23 protein-coding genes are annotated in these 24,586 nt (G+C 50.2%); 19 read left to right on the plus strand and 4 right to left on the minus strand.

Annotated elements, in window-relative coordinates; all coding sequences use genetic code 11:
* Positions 1-10: 10 nt before the first annotated feature.
* Positions 11-1,435 (plus strand): MATE family efflux transporter, encoded by a 1,425-nt coding sequence (locus ABC831_RS14745; protein WP_343248869.1) that lies wholly within the window; start codon positions 11-13, stop codon positions 1,433-1,435.
* Positions 1,436-1,444: 9 nt separating this feature from the next.
* On the opposite strand, the gene ABC831_RS14750 is transcribed toward ABC831_RS14745, so the two are convergent.
* Complete coding sequence (locus ABC831_RS14750) at positions 1,445-2,032, minus strand: hypothetical protein (RefSeq protein WP_343248870.1); 588 nt, start codon at positions 2,030-2,032, stop codon at positions 1,445-1,447.
* Positions 2,033-2,228: 196 nt separating this feature from the next.
* Between ABC831_RS14750 and ABC831_RS14755 the strand changes: the two genes are divergently transcribed.
* The 7 genes from ABC831_RS14755 (at position 2,229) to ABC831_RS14785 (ending at position 10,903) form a co-directional block, all read left to right on the plus strand.
* Complete coding sequence (locus ABC831_RS14755) at positions 2,229-2,657, plus strand: hypothetical protein (RefSeq protein ID WP_343248871.1); 429 nt, start codon at positions 2,229-2,231, stop codon at positions 2,655-2,657.
* Between the two features lie 43 nt (positions 2,658-2,700).
* A complete protein-coding gene (secD, locus tag ABC831_RS14760) occupies positions 2,701-4,872 on the plus strand; it encodes a protein translocase subunit SecD (RefSeq protein WP_343248872.1) in 2,172 nt (723 codons plus the stop codon).
* A gap of 642 nt (positions 4,873-5,514) precedes the next feature.
* Positions 5,515-6,528 (plus strand): LacI family DNA-binding transcriptional regulator, encoded by a 1,014-nt coding sequence (locus tag ABC831_RS14765; protein ID WP_343248873.1) that lies wholly within the window; start codon positions 5,515-5,517, stop codon positions 6,526-6,528.
* Between the two features lie 61 nt (positions 6,529-6,589).
* Positions 6,590-7,630 (plus strand): sugar ABC transporter substrate-binding protein, encoded by a 1,041-nt coding sequence (locus ABC831_RS14770; RefSeq protein WP_343248874.1) that lies wholly within the window; start codon positions 6,590-6,592, stop codon positions 7,628-7,630.
* A gap of 121 nt (positions 7,631-7,751) precedes the next feature.
* Positions 7,752-9,239 (plus strand): sugar ABC transporter ATP-binding protein, encoded by a 1,488-nt coding sequence (locus ABC831_RS14775; RefSeq protein ID WP_343248875.1) that lies wholly within the window; start codon positions 7,752-7,754, stop codon positions 9,237-9,239.
* A gap of 33 nt (positions 9,240-9,272) precedes the next feature.
* Positions 9,273-10,229 carry an ABC transporter permease gene (locus ABC831_RS14780; RefSeq protein ID WP_343248876.1) on the plus strand — a complete coding sequence of 319 codons (957 nt, stop codon included), beginning with the start codon at positions 9,273-9,275 and terminating at the stop codon, positions 10,227-10,229.
* Between the two features lie 32 nt (positions 10,230-10,261).
* Positions 10,262-10,903 (plus strand): SGNH/GDSL hydrolase family protein, encoded by a 642-nt coding sequence (locus tag ABC831_RS14785; RefSeq protein ID WP_343248877.1) that lies wholly within the window; start codon positions 10,262-10,264, stop codon positions 10,901-10,903.
* Between the two features lie 126 nt (positions 10,904-11,029).
* Here ABC831_RS14785 and ABC831_RS14790 read toward each other — a convergent pair whose 3' ends face one another.
* Both ABC831_RS14790 and ABC831_RS14795 read right to left on the minus strand, forming a co-directional pair.
* Complete coding sequence (locus ABC831_RS14790) at positions 11,030-11,317, minus strand: hypothetical protein (RefSeq protein WP_238726995.1); 288 nt, start codon at positions 11,315-11,317, stop codon at positions 11,030-11,032.
* Between the two features lie 99 nt (positions 11,318-11,416).
* Positions 11,417-11,875: a hypothetical protein gene (locus ABC831_RS14795; RefSeq protein ID WP_343248878.1), complete on the minus strand. Its 459-nt coding sequence runs from the start codon at positions 11,873-11,875 to the stop codon at positions 11,417-11,419.
* 118 nt (positions 11,876-11,993) lie between these two features.
* Between ABC831_RS14795 and ABC831_RS14800 the strand changes: the two genes are divergently transcribed.
* On the plus strand, positions 11,994-12,134 hold the full coding sequence (locus tag ABC831_RS14800) for a hypothetical protein (RefSeq protein ID WP_343248879.1): 141 nt from the start codon (positions 11,994-11,996) through the stop codon (positions 12,132-12,134).
* Between the two features lie 289 nt (positions 12,135-12,423).
* Here the strand turns inward: ABC831_RS14800 and ABC831_RS14805 are convergent, their stop codons facing one another.
* Positions 12,424-12,672, minus strand: coding sequence for a chorion class high-cysteine HCB protein 13 (locus tag ABC831_RS14805; protein ID WP_343248880.1), 249 nt, complete (start codon positions 12,670-12,672; stop codon positions 12,424-12,426).
* A 915-nt stretch (positions 12,673-13,587) separates the two neighbouring features.
* Between ABC831_RS14805 and ABC831_RS14810 the strand changes: the two genes are divergently transcribed.
* From ABC831_RS14810 to ABC831_RS14855, 10 genes are all read left to right on the plus strand, one after another.
* A complete protein-coding gene (locus ABC831_RS14810; RefSeq protein ID WP_343248881.1) occupies positions 13,588-14,532 on the plus strand; it encodes an NUDIX hydrolase N-terminal domain-containing protein in 945 nt (314 codons plus the stop codon).
* A gap of 36 nt (positions 14,533-14,568) precedes the next feature.
* Complete coding sequence (locus tag ABC831_RS14815) at positions 14,569-15,540, plus strand: MraY family glycosyltransferase (protein ID WP_343248882.1); 972 nt, start codon at positions 14,569-14,571, stop codon at positions 15,538-15,540.
* Between the two features lie 424 nt (positions 15,541-15,964).
* Positions 15,965-16,312, plus strand: coding sequence for a GIY-YIG nuclease family protein (locus ABC831_RS14820; protein WP_343248883.1), 348 nt, complete (start codon positions 15,965-15,967; stop codon positions 16,310-16,312).
* A gap of 1 nt (position 16,313) precedes the next feature.
* Entirely contained in the window at positions 16,314-16,796 is a 483-nt protein-coding gene (locus ABC831_RS14825; RefSeq protein ID WP_343248884.1) for a DUF6530 family protein, read from the plus strand.
* Positions 16,797-16,911: 115 nt separating this feature from the next.
* A complete protein-coding gene (locus ABC831_RS14830) occupies positions 16,912-17,601 on the plus strand; it encodes a response regulator transcription factor (protein ID WP_343248885.1) in 690 nt (229 codons plus the stop codon).
* A complete protein-coding gene (locus ABC831_RS14835; RefSeq protein ID WP_343248886.1) occupies positions 17,598-18,509 on the plus strand; it encodes a sensor histidine kinase in 912 nt (303 codons plus the stop codon). Before ABC831_RS14830 ends, ABC831_RS14835 begins: the two co-directional genes overlap by 4 nt.
* Positions 18,510-18,538: 29 nt before the next feature.
* Positions 18,539-19,234: an ABC transporter ATP-binding protein gene (locus ABC831_RS14840; protein ID WP_343248931.1), complete on the plus strand. Its 696-nt coding sequence runs from the start codon at positions 18,539-18,541 to the stop codon at positions 19,232-19,234.
* Complete coding sequence (locus ABC831_RS14845; protein WP_343248887.1) at positions 19,218-21,233, plus strand: ABC transporter permease; 2,016 nt, start codon at positions 19,218-19,220, stop codon at positions 21,231-21,233. Before ABC831_RS14840 ends, ABC831_RS14845 begins: the two co-directional genes overlap by 17 nt.
* A gap of 103 nt (positions 21,234-21,336) precedes the next feature.
* A complete protein-coding gene (locus ABC831_RS14850; protein ID WP_343248888.1) occupies positions 21,337-22,005 on the plus strand; it encodes an ABC transporter ATP-binding protein in 669 nt (222 codons plus the stop codon).
* A gap of 3 nt (positions 22,006-22,008) precedes the next feature.
* Positions 22,009-24,567 carry an FtsX-like permease family protein gene (locus tag ABC831_RS14855; protein ID WP_425524593.1) on the plus strand — a complete coding sequence of 853 codons (2,559 nt, stop codon included), beginning with the start codon at positions 22,009-22,011 and terminating at the stop codon, positions 24,565-24,567.
* The last annotated feature ends 19 nt before the right edge of the window (positions 24,568-24,586 follow it).

A 24,586-nucleotide genomic window follows, 5' to 3' on the forward strand; every position in this document is an offset into this window, starting at 1 on the left:
AGTAGAGAAAATGGCAGTTACAGTGGAAAAAGAGGCAATTTTTGAGCGTGAACCCATACCGAGGGCAGTCGCCGCATTGTCGGTTCCGACGATTATCAGTTCGCTGGTGACGGTGATTTACAGTATGGCGGATACATATTTTGTCGGCTTGCTGAACGCGCCGGTGCAGACGGCGGCAGTTACGCTGGCGGCTCCGGCGCTGCTGGCTTTTAATGCAGTGAATAATCTGTTCGGGGTGGGCAGCTCCAGTATGATGAGCCGCTCTCTGGGGAGAAAAGATATGGAGACGGTCCGGTTGAGTTCGGCGTTCGGGTTTTACGGCGCGCTGATCTGCGGAATCTTGTTCTCGCTGTTGTGTACCGTGTTCCGGCCCGGGCTGTTAGGACTGCTGGGGGCAGGTGCGGAAACCATCTCGGCCACCAGCGCATATCTGGACTGGACAGTGACGATCGGTGCGGTCCCGGCTATCCTGAATGTGGTGATGGCTTATATGATCCGTTCGGAGGGCGCTTCTGTAAATGCCAGTATCGGTACGATGAGCGGCTGTCTTTTGAATATCGCGCTGGACCCTGTTTTTGTGCTGCCCTGGGGATTTAATATGGGAGCCGAGGGCGCGGGACTGGCTACCTGTATCTCGAATTGTTTTGCTCTTGTTTACTTTTTGGTTTACCTGATGGTGAAGCGCGGAAAAAGCTGTGTCAGCATATCACCGCGGTCTTTTAAGCTGCGGCGCAATGTGGTGCTGGGCGTTTGTACTGTGGGCATTCCGGCGGCGATCCAGAATCTGTTAAATGTGATAGGAAGTACGGTGCTGAATAACCTGGCTGCGCCGTTTGGGGCTTCCGTGCTTGCGGCTATGGGTATCTGCTCTAAGATCAATATGGTGCCTATGTATCTGGCCATGGGGCTGGCCCAGGGCGTCATGCCTCTGATCAGCTATAATTTCGCAAGCGGCAATACGAAGCGTATGAAGTCGGCGATGGGATTTACCATGAAAATAGCGGAGTGTCTGCTGATTGTGACCGCGGCAGTGATGTTTTTTGCGTCAAATCCACTGGTCCGGTTCTTTATCGAAGATGCGGATACAGTGGCCTTCGGCTCACTTTTCCTGAGGGGCTTCTGTCTTGCACAGCCGTTTTTGGCTATTGATTTCCTGTGTGTGAGTACGTTCCAGGCAGTGGGAATGGGCAAGGAATCCCTGTTCTTTGCGATCATGAGAAAACCGGTTTTGGAGATTCCGTTTATGTATCTTCTGAACTTTCTGTTCCCTCTTTACGGCCTTCCCTTTGCGCAGGCACTGACGGAAGTATTTATGGCGGCTTTGGCCGGAGTTGTGATGATTCGGTTTTTGCGGCGTTTGAAAGCTGGCGGTTCCGGGAGTTCTGAAAAGGGTTCTGCCACGGGTTTGGGTATGAAAAAGCCGGACAGTGATTGAGGTTTTGGATTACATGATACCGAAACTGTAGATTTTGTAGTTTTTATCGTCTTTGGATTTCCCCACGAGGAAACTTCGCTCATGCTCACCAGGGCCCCATTGGGGGCTCTTTTCCAACATTTTTTCTGAATAATCCCAGGAGAATTTTACGTGTATGACGGCATAGTCGGTCAGCTTAAATTGTTCGATCTCATCCTCGATCCCATAGTAGCACAGAGGATTCCCGGAGCCATCCTCAGATTTTGGTTCTTTATATTGCTCCGGGGTTAAGGTGTCGATCTGGTGCACGGTGTAGTTCTTGATGTAAATACCGTGGTTAAAATTGCCTTTTTCATTATCAATGGAGATGCTATGCGGTTCGATATCCGCCAGGATCTCTTTCTTTTTATCAAATTCCCCCTGTATGGTATATAAAAATTCAAGGATCACGGTCTCTTCCGCGTCAGATGCCGGTACATCCTCCAGAATCAGACTTCGGTCATCAACGGTATATTCGGTTTCCCCGCCATAGCTGTAGGCGGTTGTTTTGGAAGCCGGGCCGCAGGCGGTTGCTGCCAGGATAAGGCAGAGCAGAATTAGGATACTGGAGCGTCTCATAATTGGTCCTCCTTTAGGTGTGAGGGTTTTTAGGATTCGTCTGTCTGCTTTCATATTAACGGATGGAAACGGGGATGTCAATTGGCGAGGGGCCAGTTAAAATAGTTTGCAAAACCGCTTGAAATAAAATATAATAAAACGAGTAAGTGGAGATAGAAAGCGGAAGTGCTCTATGTCTGGCAAAGGATGCGACACTATGAAAAAGTCTGGAAGCATGATTCTCTATATGGTTTTGCTCATCGTACTGCTTGCCCTGGTGAAGACCGGGACAGGTTCTGAAGCGCGGTCTTACGCTGCGGTTTCGGAGGATACGCAGATTTCTGCTTACAGTTATCAGAGAACTCCGGTATTTACCGTGGTATCTCCCATAGAGATTACTATGGGTATGCAGGAACAGGAGGGGAACGTAAGAATTGCGAATCCTTTGTCCCAGCGGGATGAAGAATTTATTTTCGACGGGTTTCTGGCCGCTCTGCTGCTGTTATCGATAGAATTCCTGTTAGGACGTATCTATCATGTTTTTTTATGGATGCGCTCTGTCTGTCTTACATTCTTATGCGTTCTGATGAATCAGGTCTACATTATTCACCGGTCGGATGGAAAAAAACGTGCGGTTTTTATCTGATTCTTTTCTTTATTAGGAAAATAAAAATTGGAGGAACCGTACCTTGAAAGATAAAAAAAATCATATATGGTTTGCGATGATACTCATTGCAGGCTTTCTTTTGCTTACTATTTTCGGAGCGGGCAGTGATATAAAAGGAATCCGGGATATTCGTTTTGGTATCGATATCCGTGGAGGAGTGGAAGCGGTGTTTGAACCGGTTGGAGTAACGGGGATTCCGTCGGAAAAGCAGATGGAAGCGGCGCGCAATGTCATGGAGAGCAGGCTGGACGCCCAGAACATTACGGACCGGGAAGTGACGGTCGATAAAAGGGAAGGGCATATCATTGTCCGTTTCCCGTGGAAATCCGACGAAAAAGAGTTCAACCCGGAACAGGCGATCTCTGAGTTGGGGGAGACCGCGAAACTTACCTTCCGGGACCCGCAGGGAAATGTCCTGGTGGAGGGGCAGAATGTAGCCGACAGTTCCGTTACGCGAAATACCCAGACCGGCGAGTACGAGGTAGAGCTCCAGTTTGACTCGACCGGAGCGAAAGCTTTTGCAAAGGCCACACAGGATCTGGTCGGACAACAGATGGGGATCTATATGGACGAACAGATGATATCGAATCCCAAAGTCAAACAGGCGATCAGCGGAGGTCAGGCCGTGATCAACGGCATGGCGAATTATGAGGAAGCCAAGGCTTTGTCGGATAAGATCAATTCCGGCGCCCTGCCGTTCTCTATGGAGACCAGCAATTATAATACCATCAGCCCGACCCTGGGGAGCCAGGCTTTAAAAGCAATGATAACTGCTTCTATCGCTGCGATTCTGCTGGTGATCATCTTTATGATCAGCATATACCGGCTGCCCGGCGTGATCAGCTGCCTGACCCTGGTATTCCAGATGTGCCTTCAGATCCTGGCCTTATCCATACCGCAGTATACGCTGACACTGCCCGGTATCGCCGGACTGATCCTGTCTGTAGGCATGGCGGTGGATGCAAACATTATTATCAGTGAGCGGATCGGGGAGGAGTTAAAGACCGGGTCCAGCATCCGAAGCGCTGTGAAGAAAGGTTATCATAATGCGTTTTCCTCTGTGCTGGACGGCAATCTGACGACAGCGGCGGTGGCGGTGATCCTGATGATCTTTGGTTCGGGAACCATGTTGAGCTTTGGCTATACCCTGTTTACCGGTGTTATTATCAATCTGCTGGCTGGTGTCTGGATGTCCAGATTTATGCTGGAATCCGTAATCCGTTATGATAAATGTAACAAAGAAAAACTTTTCCGCAAGAAAAAAGAGCGGAAGAAGATCCGGTTCGCAGAAAAGAGAAAATGGGTCTTTCTCTTTACGGCCTGCGTCCTGCTCATTGGCGGGACGATCACGGCGGTAAACGGTGTGAAACTGGATACCCAGTTTACCGGAGGGGTTGTCTTAAAATATACGTATTCAGGAGATGTGGATACGGAAAAGATCAAGGAGGCGGCGAATAAGGTCCTCGGGCGCCCGGTCAGTGTACAGACATCCCAGGATTCAGCTACCGGTGATAAGAAGCTGGTGCTGACCCTGGCCGGAAACGAGGGAATCAGCCCGGATGATCAGAAAAAAGTATCGGAGGAAATCAATCAAATAAGCGATACCCAATACGAGCTGTCGGAAACCTTTGCTGTGGAACCATACATAGGTGCAAAAGCACTTAAGAATTCTGTGCTGGCCATCGCTTTGTCCGCGCTTTTTATCATTGTGTATATCTGGGTGCGCTTTCAGTCCCTGTCAGGTCTGTCAGCCGGGGTATCCGCAGTCGTGGCCCTGCTGCATGACGTGATCCTGGTATTTTTCGTGTTTGGAGTATTCCGGATACCGGTCAACGACGCTTTTGTGGCGGTGACCCTGACTATTATCGGTTATTCCATCAATGATACCATCGTTCTCTATGACCGCATTCGGGAAAATATTAAAAAGCAGAACGCCGGAAAGAAAGAATCCCTGTGCGCGCTGGTAGACCGCAGCATTACGGAGACCATCGGACGTTCGGTTAAGACCGCAGTCACGACGGCAATCTGTGTGGCTGTCGTGTTAGTCTTTTCGCTGGTTTATCACATTGAATCTATCCGGGTGTTTTCTCTGCCGCTGCTGGTGGGGATTATCAGTGGATGCTATTCCTCTGTCTGCGTCGCCGGACCTCTGTGGGTAACCTGGAAGGAATTCAGGGGCCGAAGAGAGCGGTGATGTAGGGGCGGGGGAGTTATGAGGGGCCGGGGGGAGAGGAAAACGGCGCGGCTGCAAAGCGGCGGGCGGCACATCTCGCGGGACAGAATCGCTTCGGCCGGGCCTAAGAACGTGTAACTCCGAAGAGGACGAAACCTCTGATTAGCAGGACCCGGGGCAAACTCGCCAAAGGATGGCTCAGACAGTGCCCCGGGTCCTGCGAGGTTTCGGCCTCTTCTGCGTAACACGTTCTAAGGCCCGGCCTCAAGCGATTCTGTCCCGCGAGATGTGCCGCCCGTCGCTTTGCAGCCGCGCCGTTTTCCTCTCCCCCCTACACTGTAACAGGCCGGGAGACGGTGGGAACGTTGTTGATTATTCGAGGGAATGAAGATTTCGGCAGATCGTAAATATTTGTGAAAAAAGAACAAAAATCGGTAAAATTTCTACTGAAATCAGATTGAAAAATAGGGAAAATGATGAAAAAATATTTTGGAATTGACAACGTAAATAGTGTCTGCTATGATAAAACCATAAGAAATGGGAACATTCCCAAAATGAAGCATATATAATATAAACAGAATTGGGAACTTTTTTTTAGATTGAAAATGGGAATGTTCCCAAAGATAAACTGAGGCACAGATCCAAAATAAGCAGAGGAATACAATGGCAACGATATTCGATGTGGCGAAGCGGGCGGGGGTTTCTAAATCTACCGTATCCCGGGTTTTAAATCATCCGGATTCCGTGAAAGAAAAGACCAGAACAGCAATCGAACGGGCGATCCGGGAACTGAATTATTCCCCCAGTTACTTTGCCCAGGGAATCCGCACCGGGAAAACCAAGACGATAGCGATGCTGGTACCGGAATACAGTAATATGTTCTACAGTGAAATGTTCCGGGGAGTGGAAGATGTCGCCCTGGCCCACGGATATATGGTGCTGGTCTGCAATACGGAGCGGCACTCCAATTCCGAGGAAGAGTACATAGAAGAACTGCTTCGCAGGAATGTGGATGGTATTATTTACAATACATACCAGATCAATGAAAAAACAATCCGCTATCTCCAGGAAATATCGGACAAAATACCGGTGGTTTTCATGGACCGGATCTTTCATAAGAATGAGGGAATCTCCTATGTATTGACAGACGGCTATAATAGTACCCGCAAGGCGGTACATTATCTGTTCGAACGGGGCAAACGGAATATTGGATATATCCGGAATACGGAAGATATCGCGGTCATAGAGGAGCGTTACCAGGGATATCTGCAGGGGTTAAGGGACTGCGGGCTTCCTGTGAAACAGGAATTTATCTACCGGATCGAACATGAGCACGAACCGGATTACATCAGGCTCGGAAGGCGGGCGGCTAAGCATTATCTCATGCTTGCCAGAAGGCCGGACGCTATCATGGCGGCCATCGATACGATTGCGATCGGATGCCTGCTGCAGCTGCGAAGGGAAGGCGTGCGGATACCGGAAGAGATCAATGTGGTGGGATACGATAATATTTCTTTAAGCGAGCTGATCGAACCGTCCCTGACCACCATCGCACAGCCGATCCGGGAACTGGGGCAAAAGGCGGGAGAGATCGTCATCGCCAGAATCAATGGGGAAGAAATCGGCCATCAGGTAATTTATGACGGGGAACTGGTCATACGGGACACGACGAATTAATGATATGAATCTCCACAGGTGAGATTGATATAAACCAAAAACAATCCAAGGAGGATATGAAATGAAAAAGAAATTATTAAGCCTATTATTATGCATGACCATGGCAGTTTCCATGCTGGCCGGATGCGGCAGCAAAGAAGAAGCGAAGGAACCGGCGGCGGATACGGGCAAAGAAGAAGCCGCACCGGCAGCAACCGCGGCTGGTGAGGAAGCGAAAGCCGGCGAAGGTGAGGCGAAGAGCGGCAGCTATAAGATCGGCATCTCCGTGCTTACCATGTCCGGACAGTTCTTCATCGACATGGTAGCCTCCGCTCAGAAAGCGGTAGACGCTGTCGGCGGTGAGCTGATCGTCAACGATGCCAACAACTCATCTGAGACCCAGGTGGCAGCGCTTGAGAACTTCATCCAGGCCGGTGTCAATGGAATTATCGTAACCGCGGTAGACCCCACCGCTCTGGCTCCTGTGGTAAAAGAAGCCAAAGACGCGGGAATCGCAGTTGTGTGCCATACTTCAAAAGTTGACGGCTATGACGCATATATCGGTGCGGATGAATATCAGCTGGGATACACCCAGGGCCTTGCAGTTGGAAAATGGATCGCAGATAAATGGGGAACGGAAGAGAAGATCGAAGCGGGAACCTTAAATTACGACCTGTTGGAATCCGTTATCCAAAGAAAAGTGGGAATCATGGAAGGGGTTCAGGAAAATGCCCCGAATGTGGAATTCGTAGCAGATGCTACAGCGGCGGATCAGACAGAAGGTATGACCGCGACCGAGAACTTCCTGCAGGCGCATCCGGAACTGAGAATCGTATGCGGAGTCAGTGACGGAGCAGCTCTGGGCGCATACGAAGCATTCAAGGCGAACCAGATGACCGATCCGGAAAAATACATCATCGCAGGTGTGGATGCCACGGACGAAGCACTGAACAAGATCAGCGAGGGAACGATCTATCAGTTCACGGTAGACCAGAACCCGACCGGAACAGGACAGAAATTAGTGGACACCTGTATCGCGGTTATTGACGGCGGACAGTTTGAGAAAGACTTTAATCAGGAACTGGTTGCGGTAACTCCTGACAATATCGCTGATTACAAATAAGAAAAGCACCAGAACAGGCACCGATCCTTTTACACCGTACTTTGAGCTGACCAGAGGAATAAAAAAAACGGCGGAATCGGTGCCTGTAGTATGCAGAGAACTTCTTGAAGGAGGAGTGGATATGGAGACAATTCTGGAATTAAAGCATATCACGAAAGAATATCCGGGTGTGAAAGCCCTAAGCGATATGAATGTTACATTTTATAAAGGGGAAGTCCACGCCTTGATGGGAGAGAATGGAGCCGGGAAATCCACCCTGATCAAGGTGATCTCCGGGGCGATAAGACCCAATGCCGGAGAAATTATATATGAAGGAAAATCCTACAGAGAAATGAATCCGATCCTGTCCCAGAAGCTGGGTATCGGGGTCATTTACCAGGAATTCAACCTGGTACCGGAGTTATCCATTGCGGAGAATATATTTCTGGGAAATAAACTGACCAAAGGCCTTACGATCAACCGGAAGCTGATGAACCAGAAAGCCAGGGAAATCATGGAAGGCTTTGGAATCAAAATCGATGTGACCAAGCCGGTCAGGAGCCTGACCGTGGCCTACCAGCAGCTGGTGGAAATCGCCAAGACAATATCCAATGACGTAAAAGTATTGATTATGGACGAACCGTCCGCTCCGCTTACGAACCGGGAGATCGAAGCTATGTTCCGGATCGTGGAACAGCTGAAGAAAAAAGGAGTGGCGATCATATACATATCCCATCGTATGGAGGAGATCTTCCAGATCGCCGACCGGGTGACTATCATGCGGGACGGTGAATACGTGGGTACCAGACAGACACAGAATACCGGCCGCGCCGAGCTGATCAGCATGATGGTGGGCCGCACGCTGGATGACCAGCAGTATCCGACTATAGACAAAGAAATCGGCGAAACCGTGCTGGAAGTCAGAAATCTGTCCACCCCGGCTCTGCTGAAAAATGTGAGCTTAAGCGTGAAAAAGGGAGAGATCCTGGGGCTGGCTGGCCTTGTGGGAGCCGGCCGGACGGAAACCGTCCGGGCGATCTACGGCGCAGATCCCAAATCCACCGGTGAAGTCTATGTCCATGGGAAAAAAGTGGAGATCAAAAAACCGAGGGATGGGATCAGAGACGGGATCGCCCTCATACCCGAGGACCGGAAGAAACACGGAGTCCTGCTGGATATGAGTATTCGGGATAACATTTCCTTCATATCCATCCGGGATATCTGCAAAGCGGCTGTGGTCAACCGCAAAGCCGACCGGAATCTGGCCCAGTCCTATATTGACAGACTGAAAATCAAGACACCCTCCATGGAACAGCTGACCAAGAACCTGTCCGGCGGAAACCAGCAGAAAGTGGTATTAGCCAAATCCATGGCCAGCAAATCCGATATCCTGATCTTTGACGAGCCCACCCGCGGGATCGATGTGGGCGCCAAGCAGGAGATCTACATGCTGATGAACCAGCTGGCAAAGGATGGGATGGCGATCATCATGATATCCTCGGAAATGCCGGAGCTGTTAGGTATGTCCGACCGGATTCTGGTCATGCATGAGGGGGAAGTGACAGGTGAGTTATCCAGGGAGGAAGCGACACAGACGAAGATTCTGGAACTGGCCTCGGGAAAGAATTGATTTGTGCTGAAAAACGCACGCAAGGAGGATAAGATGAAGAGCAAAAATATTTTAAAACAATTCAGTACCATTATATTACTGGTCATTATGGTCATCTTTTTTGCCATCATGACGGATACGTTCTTTGCAGCCAAAAATATGATCAACATCCTGCGCCAGGTAGCGGTGCTGGGAATCCTTTCCGCTGGTATGACCTTTGTCATCATCTCCGGCGGTATGGACTTAACCGTCGGTTCCCTGCTGGGCTTGACCGGCGTGGTCTGTGCCAAGTTCCTGGTGGAATACCAGATGAACAGCGTGCTGGCGATCCTTCTGACGCTGGTGATTTTAACCCTGTTCGGAACGGTCACGGGAATGCTGATTGTAAAGCTCCATGTAGCTGCCATCGTCATCACCCTGGGTATGATGACTGTGGCCAGAGGCCTGGCCTTTATCATCTCCGGCGGGCTTCCCATCTATGACATTCCTGAAGGAGTCGTGACATTAGGGCAGGGTTATGTGGGCGCGATTCCCATTCCGGTCATCACTATGCTGGTCATTGTCGTCATCGCTGCGTTCATCCTGAACCGCACCTACTACGGCAGATACGTGTATGCCATCGGAGGCAACGAAGAAGCCGCCAGGCTGGCCGGTGTCGCCGTAGATAAAATTAAAGTATCCCTCTATTCCGCCAGCGCATTTCTGGCCGGTATCGCCGGCGTGACCCTGATGGCACGCGTCAGCTCCGGCGCTCCCGCATCCGGAACCAGTATGGAGATGGATGTGGTCACGGCGGTCGTCATCGGCGGTGTCAGCATCAACGGCGGGAAGGGAAAGATCTCCGGTGCTTTTATAGGCGCGCTGATTATCGGCGTCTTGAGCAACGGCCTGACCATTATGAACATAGGCGAATACTATCAGCAGGTGGTAAAAGGCCTGGTCCTGATCCTGGCGGTAGCCTTTGACGTATTTACCAACACGGACCGCATCAAAAAAGTAAAATCCGCCTGAGAACATTACGGAACAGAAAGGAACCATCAACCATGAAAAATATACTGTGTTATGGAGATTCCAACACCTACGGACTGAAATCCGACCTGGTCAGCCGTTACGAGAGGCATGAGCGCTGGACCGGAATCCTCCAGGAACGATTAGGCAGCGAATACTACGTCATTGAGGAAGGACTGGGCGGCCGCACTACTGTCTGGGACGACCCGGTGGAAGAACACAAAAACGGAAAGGCATACCTGCTTCCCTGTCTGGAGAGCCATAAACCTCTGGATCTCGTGATCCTGATGTTAGGCACCAACGACTTAAAGCTCCGTTTCTCCGTCTCCAGCTTTGACGTGGGTACCGCCATGGAGAACCTGGTTAAAACGATTCTAAAATCGGAGGCCGGCCGGGACGGTGCCGCCCCCGGGATTCTGCTGATCACTCCGGTACCGATCTGCAGCGTGGGAAACACTGACCTGGACCGGATGCTTCAGGGTGCGGTAACTAAGAGTCATGAGCTGGCGCCTTACTATGAGCGTATCGCCCGGCAATATCAGATCCACTATCTGAATCCGGAAGGCCAGGTGGAACTAAATGATCTGGATGGAATCCACTATACCCTGAAAGGGCATCAGCAGATGGCAGGCTTGATCCAGAAAAAGGTCTGCGAGATTTTTCCTGAGGAGAAGTAATCCGGCGGGAAGCCCGGTGAGTTTCGTATTTGCGGAACTCACCGGGCTTCCCGCCGTTTCCGGCAGTCTGGTTTCTATGCCGGCAGCAGCCTGCCGGCCGTTATTCGTTTGAACGGGACGGCTCCATCAGGGCTTTTTCGGGGCCATCATGGCAGCCATGTTTTTAACATAATCGATTTGCTTTTGTTCTTCCGGGGATTTCCCCATTTTCAGGGCCTCGATGATCAGGTCCATCTCATTGTTATTGAAAGACATGCCGCTGTTCTGGGCCTGTGACATGGCGGCCATCATAAAGGGAGCCATTTCATTCATCCCTTTTCCTTTTCCCTGGTTGGCCAGGGCCATCAGCATCTGAAGCTTGGCCGGGTCTATTCCGTTAAGCTTCGGGTTGTTGGTTAAGTTTTCTTCTGACATAGGAACCTCCTTGTGGCTTATCATAGTTTTGAAAGGCCTTTAGATAATTTTAATTTGGATCGTCTTATGATCACTTACGTAATCATGGGACCTATGGGTTTAGGTCATATTACCCAGCATGGCTGAGTATGTATCGAACATTGCCTGCTGTTCCGGAGAGAGCATGGATTTTAAGGCGTCCATAGAGTTCGCAGGGCCGGCGCTTTCCCCGGAGGATGCGGTGGACGACTGGTATGCCCGGTATAAGTTCATAGCCTGAAATACATTGAGCAGCATATCCATGGTTTCCCGTTCGGAGTCCGTGCAGAAGGGGCGGATGTCATTGAGCATATTCATGGGATCGGAAGAATCTGCGTTCAGAGAACATGCCTGCAGCTGTTCGTCGTCCACATTGAAGAAATCCATCGTATTTTTAAATTCCAGGAACTTCACATAAATAGAAAGAAAGCGCTGTTCCGTTAAATGTACATAGGGAATGGCCGCCTTGATCATCTGCAGATGCCGGGGAGAGACCTGGGCATCCAGGGCCGTCATTGTGAGTCTTTCATTTTCTTCCATGGAGACCTCCTAAGGTCTTGTTTAAAAATGTATATGTGCCAGGCTGAAAAGATATGACCGATTTCCCGGGGGAATCATATAATATAATGTATTATATGATAGTAAAGAGGAGTTTGACATGGACCAATTAATAATAGATGGGACCGCTGTTTATGAGCTGGATGAAGAATGCATCTGCCGTAAAAAACAAAGGCTGGAGGAGGAGTTAAAACAGCAGGAGATCTCAAAACGAAGAGAAAGCGGACCCCGGAGAAATTAAAAAGGTATTCCTGCAAAAGCAGGAATACCTTTTGCCATTCAATAGGAAAGAGCTCCTATTGAATGGCGAATCCCTCAGGGGGACCGCACTGCGGCGGAAAGGAAGATACCGCTTACGCGGCCCGCCGCAGGCGGAGAGTTTCGCAAGCGAAACTCTTATTTATTTCATAGGAAAGTGCTCCTATGAAATAAAACGCTCCGCGGGGATCGCACTACGGCGGAAAGGAAGATGCCGCTTACGCGGCCCGCCGTAGGCGGAGAGTTTCGCAAGCGAAACTCTTATTTACTGATTAGCAGCATCCGATGTTGTTTCCACCACAGCTATTGCCGCCGCAGCAGAAGAGTAACAGGATGATAATCCAGCAGCAGTCGCCGCCGAAGCCGCCGTTGCAGCCGCCATTGCAGCCACCGCCGCAGCCACCATTGCCCATTCCGCCACAGCAGAACAGCAGGATGATGATCCACCAGCAGCTATTGCCTCCGAAGCCTACATTTCCTTCGCATCCACATCCGCAGTTTGTAGCAGCTAAATCACTCATGTTTTGTTCCTCCAACAAATATTTTGTTTACACTTCATAATATGTAGCTGGGCTTGATTATGTTTACAAAATTTAAAATAATTTTTATTTATTGGGAAATGGGGGGGGTGATTAAGGTCCGGGCTGAAGGGAAGCGGCGTGTCTTGGGGAGCCGGGCGGCAAATCTTGCGGGGCCAAATCACTTCGGCCGGACCTAAGAACGACTAACTCCGAAAACGGGAGAACCTCTTATTGGCAGGGCCTGGAACAAACTCGCCAAAGGTCGGCTCGGACAGTGTTCCAGGCCCTGCGAGGTTCTCCCGTATTCTGCGTAAGTCGTTCTAAGGCCCGGCCTCAAGTGATTTGGCCCCGCGAGATTTGCCGCCCGGCTCCCCAAGACACGCCGCTTCCCTTCAGCCCTGCTTTACAAATGGCTTTTTTCTATGTTCCGTAGGGTATGTATTGATGGGGGCAGTAAAGGATCTACGTATACATAGTACGAACTGGGATTTTACGGCTGATATTGGTGCCGCCCTGGCTCAAAATTTATTTTCCCATTGCGATTATTTGCTCCACTTTCGTCAAAATAAGGAAGGCAATAATACTACGAACCCAGTCAGCCTTACAGAACATGGAAAAAAGCCTATTGTAAAGCAGGGAAGGGAGGGAAGGGCACTGTCCGAGCCGACCTTTGGCGAGTTTGTTCCAGGCCCTGCCAATAAGAGGTTCTCCCGCCTTCGGAGTTAGCCATTCTTAGGTCCGGCCGAAGTGATTTGGCCCCACGGGAATTGCCGCCCGGTTCATAAGACCGGCCCCCTTCCCTCCCTTCCCGGACCACAGTCAACAGATTCTTTGAAAAGGCTGTTTTCACAAGGAACGCTTTGTGATAAACTAAAACACGTATGGTGTACGGAAAACGGATGCAAGGAGGAAAAGATGACGATTGATATTATATATTTGGATAAAGCCTGTGTGATACAGGAGGGAGGAGAACCTTATGAGCGGATGGATGAGCTTCAGGCGGAGCTTAAGCGGAAAGGATATCTGATGGTATATTCGGCGGAGGAGATTCCCCAGGGGATAGAGCCTGACCGGGTTTTGTGCATATCCAACCGGGCGGAGGACATGCCTGCCGCGCACAACGCGGGAAGAAAATTTGGCCTGGCGCTGTGGGGCTGTGCTTCCGTCCGGCATACGAAGGCGGATTATTATTTTATTCAGCCGTTTGACGTCCTGAATCTGCTGGATACCGATCCGCAGGTGTGGGACAGGCACCAGTGGCTGGCCTGGGCGATTGAACTGCAGTTTATCGGGCAGGCGGGAATCACCTATTCTAAGGATCCTTTTGATCTGGAGCGGTTTGCCAGGATCAGGGAGATCGCCGCGCAGATCCTTCATACACAGTCGGGGGTTCCGCTGCCGCAGGTGAGAGAGGTGTTCTGTAATGAGACGGGATTCCAGACGCCGAAGATGGACACCCGCGCGGCGATCTTTTGGGACGGCAGGATTCTTCTCGTAAAAGAACGGGACGGTACCTGGTCTATGCCGGGCGGATGGGTGGATGTGAATCAGTCCATCCGTACAAATACGGTGAAGGAAGTGGAAGAAGAGGCAGGGCTTTGTGTGGTTCCCAGCCGGCTGATCGCGGTCCAGGACCGGAATCTTCACAATACGCCTCCCTATGCTTACGGTATATTGAAGGCTTTCGTGCAGTGCGAAATCGTGGATGGACAGTTTGTGGAAAATATTGAGACGCAGGAGAGCCGTTTCTTCGGACCGGACGAGCTGCCGGAACTGGCGGATGAGAAAAACACCGCTGAGCAGGTACGGCTATGTTTTCTGGCCAGCCAGGACCCGGGCTGGGTCACCATCTTTGATTGAAGATAGAAATTTATAAGGGAAAGGGAGACAAAGAGGATGATTACATATTTGGGAGATAAGATCGATATCCGGCTGGCGGCATTTTGGGGAATTGTGTTTGCGTTCGCCGCTACCTGCTTTTTACTTCAGAAATTCAGCGGCCTGCTGCCCACGGACCAGGGCAGGGAATATGCCCATGATGGCAAGCTGTCTGCAGGGAAACCCAGAGGGGCCGGCTTTTTATTTATTCTGGTGTTCCTGGTGTCCGCGCTGTTGTTTATCGGAATCCAGCGGGAAATGGTGATCTATCTGATTCTGGTGGCCGCCGCCATGATGACGGGTTTTCTGGATGACTGCTCGAAGGCGCCGTGGGGAGAATATAAAAAAGGCCTGCTGGATTTGGTCATTGCGGTAATGGTGGCAGTGACATTTCTGAATTTTAACGACAATACGGTTGAACTGATGCTGTTCCAGACCAGCCTGACGATTCCTCCGGTGGTATTCGGTATTCTTATAGTAATTCTGGTATGGGTTTCGGTGAACGTGACTAACTGTTCGGACGGAGTGGACGGCCTGTCCGGAACGCTGACGATCGTTACCCTGCTATCCATCTATGTGCTGGACCGGATGAAAGGGATGGATGAAAACTATAATTATCTGATTCTTCTGTTTGTGATCTGCCTGCTGGGATACCTGTGGTTTAACGCGACTCCCAGCAAGCTGATGATGGGAGATGCGGGCTCCCGGGCCATGGGGTTATTTATCAGTATCGCGGTGCTGAAGCTTGGAAGTCCTTTCCTTTATGTACTGCTGGCACTGGTACTGATCCTGGACGGGGGACTGGGACTGATCAAAGTCTCCCTCCTTCGGTTCCTGAAAATTAAAATACTGAAAAATGTCAGGACACCGCTGCACGATCACGTCAGAAAGGTGTGGGGATGGTCAAATACCCAGACCGTATACCGGTTCGCAATCATCCAGATCATGATTGCGGTGGGAGTGGTTTATATGGCCTCGCTGCTGGCCTGATGTCAGCGATATATCAGAATGCCGGGTTACGATTCACGGCCATCTTTGGTAAATTGAGAGGGGACTGGCATCTTTCGGTAGGAAAGCTAAATTTTCAAGTAACTGCGTAGAGAAAGGGGCCTGTCCCCGGATGTTGGCTTATCCGGGGAAATAAAGCGGGTGCTTCCCGAGAAGGATGGACCATTTCAGTTAACATCCGGGGACAGGCCCTTTTCTCCACGCAGTTACTTGAAAATTTAGCTTTCCTACCGAAAAGTGCCAGTCCCCTCTCAATTTACCAAAGATGGCCATGAATCGTAACCCGGCATTCTGTTATATGCAAGTCCTGCTTGACAATTAGGAATAAATATGATATTACTAATTTAGTAAATTACTAAACTAGTAGTGTGAAAGATTCCGAAAAACGGGAAAGGGGCAGGCAGCGATGGATAAATCCAGAAAGAAAGAACTGCAAATGGAATATAAATTACGTAAGCCGGATATGGGGGTGTTCGTCATTTCCTGTTCCGGGAATGGAAAACAGTACGTGGGATACGCCCAGGATCTGAGAGGAAAGATGAATGGGCATTATTTTAAAGTGAGCTCGGGATTTCATCCTAACCGCAGAATGCTGGCAGATTGGAAGGAATATGGCGAACCGGCCTTTGAAATGAAAGTCCTGGAACAACTGCCTTACGATGAGAAAGAGGAGAATAAGACAGACTACACAAAAGAACTCCAGGAATTGCAGCTGAAATGGATGAGCAAACTTGAGAATGCGGAGGAATTATAATATGAAAATACCGGTAACCTTAAAACATAAACCGGTCATTGTATCGGAAAACTATGAAAATATCGATGGAAGAAAGGCATATTACACCGATGCCAAAGGGCTGTCACTGGGGCTGGCCCAGTGGAACGACAGAGGAAAAGTGGACATTTCAGCCAAGGTCTGGCGCTATACCGGTGAAAAATGGTCCCGCCAGTCTGAGGAACTGCCGATGCACCGGGTACTTGATCTGTCTATTCTGATCTGCAGAACCATGCAGTATTTCCAGGAGGCGTACCGCTATCCGAAGCTCTACGATTCTGCGCATACCACGATTGACCGGGTGGGGCTGCAAGGTGACGCCATGACGGTGGCGGTGTGCACGGAGAATCCCATGATCGATGAGGATATCCGCCTGTTTTCCCAGACACTGAACGACGATGGCGAGTTGATCGGGGAGAGGCTGCGGGTTCTGGGACAGATGCTCAAAGATATGGGATATGCTTAAATGATTGGACTGGTAATCAGAGCGAAAGCTAACCGGCGATGAGGATACTATATGCGGGGAAGGCATATGGGGCAAGGCGGCCGGATAAAGGAAGAAATTGGTAAAGGAAAGACAGATGAAGGAAAAAATACTGATCGTAGAAGATGACCTGGCGCTAAGCGCCGGGCTTTGCTTCGAACTGCAGGCGGACCAGTATATCGCTATGGCGGCTTACAACTGCCGGCAGGCAGTACAGGTGATGGAGTCGGACCGCTTTGATCTGGTGATTCTGGACGTGAATCTGCCCGATGGCAGCGGTATGGAGCTGTGCCGGACCATACGGGAGAGCTATAAAACACCGGTGGTATTTCTGACGGCCTGTGACATGGAGCAGGATATACTGGACGGATTTGACCTGGGTGCGGAGGATTATATAACGAAACCCTTTAACATCCAGATCCTTCGGCGGAAACTGGAAGTTGTACTGAGAAGAAAGAAACAGGAGCCGGTCAAAAAAGGGGATGGCTTTTCGGACGGATATTTGAGCATCGATTTTGAAGCGCTGGCCGCAGCGAAAAATGGAGAACAGCTGGTGATTACGCCCAATGAATACAAGATTCTGAAACTATTGATCGCAAATGCCGGTAATGTGGTGACCAGACAGCTGCTGTTAGAAAAGCTCTGGGACAGCGCGGAAAACTATATCGATGAACATACGTTAACGGTGAACATGACGCGGCTTCGCAATAAGATAGAGGACGCGGACCATAAGTACATAAAGACGATCTACGGGATGGGTTACGTCTTTACAGGGGAGAACCAATGAAAGATATCATGCTGATTCTTCTGGCGGCCGCGCTGGTCCTGCTGTTGGTCAGGAATATTTACCTGCACCGGAAGGTGATCCGGTTTACCGATTCGATCTGCGGCGCGCTGGACCGTATGATATCCCGGGAAGCGGCCTGGGAACCTTATGAGGATACGCTGGAGGCCAAGATCCAGGGGAAGTTAAACCAGTATGCCTCTCAGGTCAGAGAGGAACGGGAGGAAATTACCGAAACGAAAAGGGAAATTCAGGAGGTGGTATCTGATATTTCCCATCAGGTAAAGACCCCTATCGCCAATATTAAGATGTTCAATGGCATTTTGCAGCAGCACGAGCTGGATGAGGAAAAAAGAAAAAACTTTCTGAAACTAATGGAAGAACAGATCGACAAGTTGGATTTTCTGATGCAGTCCATGATCCGTATGTCCCGGCTGGAAGCCGGAATTCTATCGGTTACGCTTAAGGACGCCAGTGTTTACCAGACCATCGCCAGTGCGCTGAATGGAGCCTGGGCAAAGGCGGAGCGAAAGAACATAGAGATCCGGGTGGACTGTGAACCTCTGATCCATGTGCGGCATGACCCGAAGTGGACGGCGGAGGCCCTGTTCAATCTGCTGGATAATGCGGTGAAATATACCCCTGAGGGCGGCCTCATCAGAATTGCCGTGAAGCCGGGGGAATTTTATACCAGGATCGACGTAGCCGATAACGGAAAAGGAATTGCGAAAGATCGGTATCACAAGATATTTCAGCGTTTTTACCGGGAACCGGAGATTACCTCGCAGGAGGGAGTAGGGTTAGGCTTATATCTGGCAAGAGAAATACTGAGTATGCAGAAAGGTTACATCAGTGTCCGGTCCATCCCGAAAAAGGGGACCACGTTCTCTGTATTTCTTCTGAATACATGAGTGATCAAAGTTTAGAGAAGGAAGCGGCAATGACCATCATACAAACAAAAGAGCTGACGAAATATTATGGGAGCGCAGAGAACTGTGTGCGCGCGCTGGACGGAATAGATCTGGAAATCGAACAGAGCAGTTTCACCGCCATTATCGGAACCTCCGGCAGCGGAAAAACCACACTGCTTCACATGCTCGGCGCACTGGATACGCCGACATCGGGAAGCGTCCTGGTGGAGGGCAGGGAGCTGTCAGGCATGTCTAGGGAACAGCGTGCCATATTCAGGAGGAGGAGGGTGGGATTTATATTTCAGGATTATAATCTGATCCCTACCCTGAACGTATATGAAAATATCGTATTTCCGCTGGATCTGGATCACAGCTGTATCGACCGGAAGATGGTCGGTGAGATTGTGGAGATGCTGAAACTAAGGGACCGGCTCGGGGCCTTTCCCCATGAACTCTCCGGCGGCCAGCAGCAGAGAGTGGCGATCGCCAGAGCCCTGGCTGTAAAGCCTGCTATCGTTCTTGCGGACGAACCCACCGGGAATCTGGACAGCAGGACCAGCCAGGATGTAATGGGACTGCTAAGGAGCATGGCAGATCGTTTCCGTCAGACACTGGTTATGATCACGCACAATGAGGACATTGCCCAGATGGCGGACAGGCTGATCCGGATTGAAGATGGAAAAATCATATCATCAGGAGGAAACGGGAATGTTCCGGAACAATAACCTGTCTGTATGCTGGCGGCTGGTCAGGAGGGAATTCAGGTTCCATAAGAGCAGAAATCTGATGGCTGTCTTAAGCGTGTCATTGACGACGGCGCTGTTCACGGTGTTATCCGTCATTGTACAGAGCCTGGTGGGCAGTATCCGTGATTATTGTATCAATGATATGCATGCTACGGAAGAAATGTACCGGCAGTTTCTGGTAAGCCAGCTGCCGGAACTGTTTCCGTATATTTTAAGTTTTATTCCCGTATTTGTCTGCGGCTTCCTGATCATTTATAATATATTCCGGATCGGGGTGGATGCGGATATTCGTTTTTATGGGAAGCTTATTACCCTGGGAATGACTCCCAGACAGATCCGCGTGATCTGGTATGAGCTGGCGCTTGCCGAATGCGGGCTGGGTATACCGATTGGGGCGGCCCTGGGAATCGGCGGGGCTGTGATGTTCGGGCATGAAATCCTGAGCTTTTCTAAAATTCCTGTCGGGCTGATTGTGAGCCTGAAAGGGATTGCCGCGGCAGGAGTGCTGTCCCTGCTGACGGTTTTCGTTTCCAGTTTCCGTCCGGCCCGGATTACAGCCGGCATAGCACCGGCGGAAGCCGTCCGTTATATGGAGCTGCCAGGAGCCGGGATAAGGAAGGTTAAGAAAAAATTTTTCCCCGTTTCTACCAGAACAGGAAATCAAGAACAGGAAGAAAATAAGCATAAGAGGATAACGCCCAGGAGAATGGCTGTTTATCATTTGGCGCGCAGCAAGAGGAGAACTGCTGTTGTGATTGCCTCTTTGTCCCTGGCTTTCCTTTTGCTGAGCTGTGTCTATGTCCAATATATAAGCGCGGATCACGATATATATCTTCAGTTTATCACGTTTTCGGATTATACGCTGTCCAAAGGCGGGAATGGCGCGGATGGCGCCAATAACAGCAGGGATCTGGAACCGTCTTTGGTCCGTCAGGTGGAAGCACTGCCGGGGATCAGCCGCAGGGGAGCGCTCTATAAACAGGAAGAATGGCTGAACCTTAAGGACCCTATCTACAACAGGCTGACGAATTATTTTGAGTCAGAAGGGGGCTGGCGTTTGAAAAAGATGGAAAGCGATCTCTACTGGACGAAAGCCTACGAAAATATGCGGAAGAATCATACCTGCGTCGGAATGATCTATGGGATGGACAGCAGCTATACGGAATTGCTGACCAGTCCGGAACAGCTGATAGACGGAACCTTTGACGCGGAACTATTTGCATCCGGCGCCTACGCCATAGCCGAGGGAGTGGAGGGCGGCGGGCAGCCGAATTACCAAGTCGGGGAACAGGTAAAGATCGGAGGCAGAACTTTTGAAATCATGGCGTTGTGTATGGCGCCTGCCTATCTGAGCGCAGAAAATGACAGTGCGGAATCCGCTTTTTCCCTGGGTCTCTTTCTTCCTGAGGAGAGTTTCAGACAGCTCTATCCTCAGAGGGGGATTCATAAGCTCTATCTGAATGTGGAGGAAGGGGAACGGGCCAGCGTGGACCGTTGGCTTGCTGACTACCAGAATACGAAGGAGCCGTTTTTGGATATCCGGTCCAGGGAAGCGCTGAAAGAGACATTTGACCAGCAGATCCGCTCCGGTGCAGCGGTCGGTGCGCTGATGGCCCTGACCTTTGGGGTGATCGGTATTTTTAATCTGGCTAATACGCTGATCGCAGGACTTTTATCCCGCAGACAGGAATTCGCAGCCTGCCTGAAACTGGGAATGTCAGACAGACAGCTGTTGTGCCTGATGATCTGGGAAGGGGTCTGCGAGACCGGCCTGGTGCTTGCTGTTGTATATCCGCTGTCCCTGCTGGCGGCAGGTCCCGGAATGTATCTGTATCTGACCAAAATCAGTAATCTATGGGCTTATCAGTACCGGTTTTCCATAATGCCGCTGTTCCTCTGCACACCGATTCTGCTGGCGGCAGCGGTAGGGATTCCTGTTTTGTGTTACCGGATCATAAAAAGGCAGAGTAATTTTTAATTTCTTTAAAGTTACAAAAATGTACCTTTTCTGTACCTATTCCGTAACGATCACCCATTACAATACTCCTATACAGAAAAACGCAGATGAGGAGAAATTAGAAATGGAAACTATCTTACGGACAAAGGATCTGAAAAAATATTATGGAACCGGGGAAACGGTTGTAAAGGCCCTGGACGGTATTGATCTTTCCATCGGGAAAGGAAGTTTTACGGCTATCGTCGGAACCTCCGGAAGCGGGAAATCGACGTTATTAAACATGCTGGGCGGTCTGGATCATCCAAGCGCCGGCAGCGTAATCGTGGGAGGAACCGAGCTGACCGGTCTGGACGAGGAGCAGCTTACCATATTCCGAAGAAAACAGATCGGTTTTATTTTCCAGAATTACAATCTGATTCCGGTTCTGAACGTATGGGAAAATATCGTGTTTCCGTTATCCATGGATGCGAAAGAACCGGATGAGGATTTTATCGACCGGATCGTAACTTTGTTAGGGCTGAAAGAGAAACTGTACCATATGCCGAATCATCTGTCTGGCGGACAGCAGCAGCGGGTGGCGATCGCACGGGCGCTGGCGTCTAAACCCTCCATCGTTCTGGCCGACGAACCGACCGGGAATCTGGACAGCAGGACCAGTGATGATGTGATCGGCCTTCTGAAAATGACCGGAAAAGAATTTCATCAGACCATTGTAATGATTACCCACAACAACGATATTGCGGAACTGACAGACAGAATCGTCCGGATTGAAGACGGCCGGATCTTTGAGTAGGGGGTGGCAAGGTTGAACGTAAAGATGCTAAAAACATTGACGAAAGCCAGCTACCGCGCCAACCGAAGCCGGAATCTGGTGGCGATCCTGGCGATTGTCCTGACCACGGTGATGTTTACCTCCCTGTTTGTTCTATCCGAGAGTATGATGGAAAATATAAGGCAGATGAATTTCAGGCAGGCCGGGACCTATGACCATATGTCTTTTAAATATTTGACCGCGGATCAGGCGGAGCTTATCAAATCCCATCCGGAGATTACCGGCTGGGGAGAAAGTATTGTCATCGGTATCGCCGAGGATGACGGGCTGAAAAACCGCCAGGTAGAGATTCGCTACGCGGACGATAACTACGCCACATACTCCTATGCTGTTCCGACAACCGGTAACATGCCGGTCAGAGAAAATGATATCGCTCTGGATACCGCAGTTCTGGACGCGTTGGGACTTCCCCATGAATTAGGACAGAAGATTACGCTTCACTGGCGGGATGACCTGTACAGCGAAACGCTTACCGGGCAGGAATTTGTGCTCTGCGGCTATTGGGAAGGAAATGCTTCTTCTTTAGCCAGCATGGCGTTTGTATCCAGACAGTTCGCGGCGGAGAAATATGCAGGAGCGGACATAGCCGGGCGGATCGCACAAAACCAGGTGGGCGGCACCCATATGTTGAGCGTCATGGTAAAACATGCATCGAACCTGGAAGAAACCGCGCAGCAGATACTTTCCGACCTGAATGCTCCGGACCTCTCATACGGGATCAATTGGGCCTACGACCCGCAATTAAAGTTTACCGGGCTGTCAGAACTGATTCCCATGCTGCTTGGTATGATCCTGGTATTTGTCAGCGGATATCTGATTATCTATAATATTTTCCAGATCTCGGTCGTGAACGACATTCAATTTTACGGGAAACTCAAAACACTGGGAACTACAGGAAAACAGATACGAAAACTGCTGTACGCCCAGGCCGGCCGGCTCTGCCTGTGGGGAATACCGATCGGGCTTTTGCTGGGCTATGGGCTAGGCAGCCTTCTGGTGCCGGTTCTGATCTTAAGTGAACGTCCATTCGTATCCACGAGCCCGCTGATCTTTTTAGGAGCAGCCGCGTTTGCCTGGGTGACGGTCCGGATTTCCTGCCGCAAGCCTGCAAAGGTAGCGGGAAAAATCTCTCCGGTGGAAGCGCTGAATTATTCCGATGCCCTTGCTCACGGCCCGGAAACCAGAAAGACAAAAAAGGGAGCTTCCATATTCCGTATGGCTCTTTCGAATTTGGGCAGAAATAAAAAACGTACGGCTACGGTCATCTGTTCCCTGACCCTTGGTATGGTGCTGCTCTGCTGCATTTTCGCAAAAAATAAAAGTTTTGACCTTGATAAATACATGAGAAGCCAGGCAATCAGCGATTTCACGGTGGAGGATCTTTCTTTAAGCGCAATGTCTGCCGCCTTTAACCCCTACGGCCTGACGCTGTCGGATCAGCTGATCGGGCAGATCGGAAAGCTTAACGGTCTGCAGGATACGGCCGCGCTCTACGCCCAAAAGACAGATGTGGAGCTGCCCCCGGATGTGCTGGACAGAATCGAATCGTATTTTGAGCGGGAGAATACGTATCGCTATGAGGCCATGGAATATGATCCATACTGGATCGAAGGCTATAATGAGGCGAAGAAGCAAAAGAAAGGGAAAGCGTTAGTCTTTGGAATCGACGGATTTCTCCCGGAATTGCTCACGGAAGACGCCTATATGTTGGAGGGTACCTTTGACGCGGAAAAGTTCAGATCCGGCGATTATGTGATTGCGGGCGGTTATGAATCGGAAGGCAAAAAGGAAGCACAGCCTACCTATCCGGTTGGCAGCAAACTTACACTGAATGGAAAGGAATATGAGGTGATGGCTGTCATCGCTCCGTTATATCCGGCCGGAATAGAGGGGAAGAATGGGGATGACGCTGCATACTGCCTGGATTTTTACCTCCCTGCAGAGTCCTTTCTCCAGATATTCCCGGGCAGCAGCTTGTGCAAATACTTCTTTCAGGTGGCAGAGGAAAATCAGGCTGATGCGGAAAAATTCCTGGAGGACTACCGGAAGAATTATGATAAAAATCTCTCGGTCGTATCCAAAGAAACATTGGCCAAACAGTATCGGTCGGAGACTATGTCCACAGTTATCACCGGAATGGCAGTCAGTGTGATTATCGCGTTCGTCGGTATTTTGAATTTTATTAATTCCATGGTAACCGCCATCGTATCCAGAAAGAAAGAGTTTGCCATGATCCAGAGCGTGGGTATGACGACCAAACAGCTTCGGAAAATGCTGATATTTGAAGGACTGGATTATGCGGGGATGACCCTTGCGGCTTCTTACCTGCTCGGAACGCTGGCTGTCGGCATCGGGGTGCGAATGATGGTGGCTTCCAGCTGGAGCAGCACTTTCCGGTTTACCATCATGCCTCTGGTCCTGTGTACGCCTGTGCTGCTTCTGTTCGCGGTCATCGTGCCCTGTATCTGTTTTAAAAATATCGAAAAGGTCAGCCTGGTGGACCGGCTGCGTGCTGCGGAATAAAGAACTTTTTCCCTTGATC

The sequence above is a fragment of the Diplocloster hominis genome (genome assembly GCF_032380655.1).
GTDB lineage: Bacteria > Bacillota > Clostridia > Lachnospirales > Lachnospiraceae > Diplocloster > Diplocloster hominis.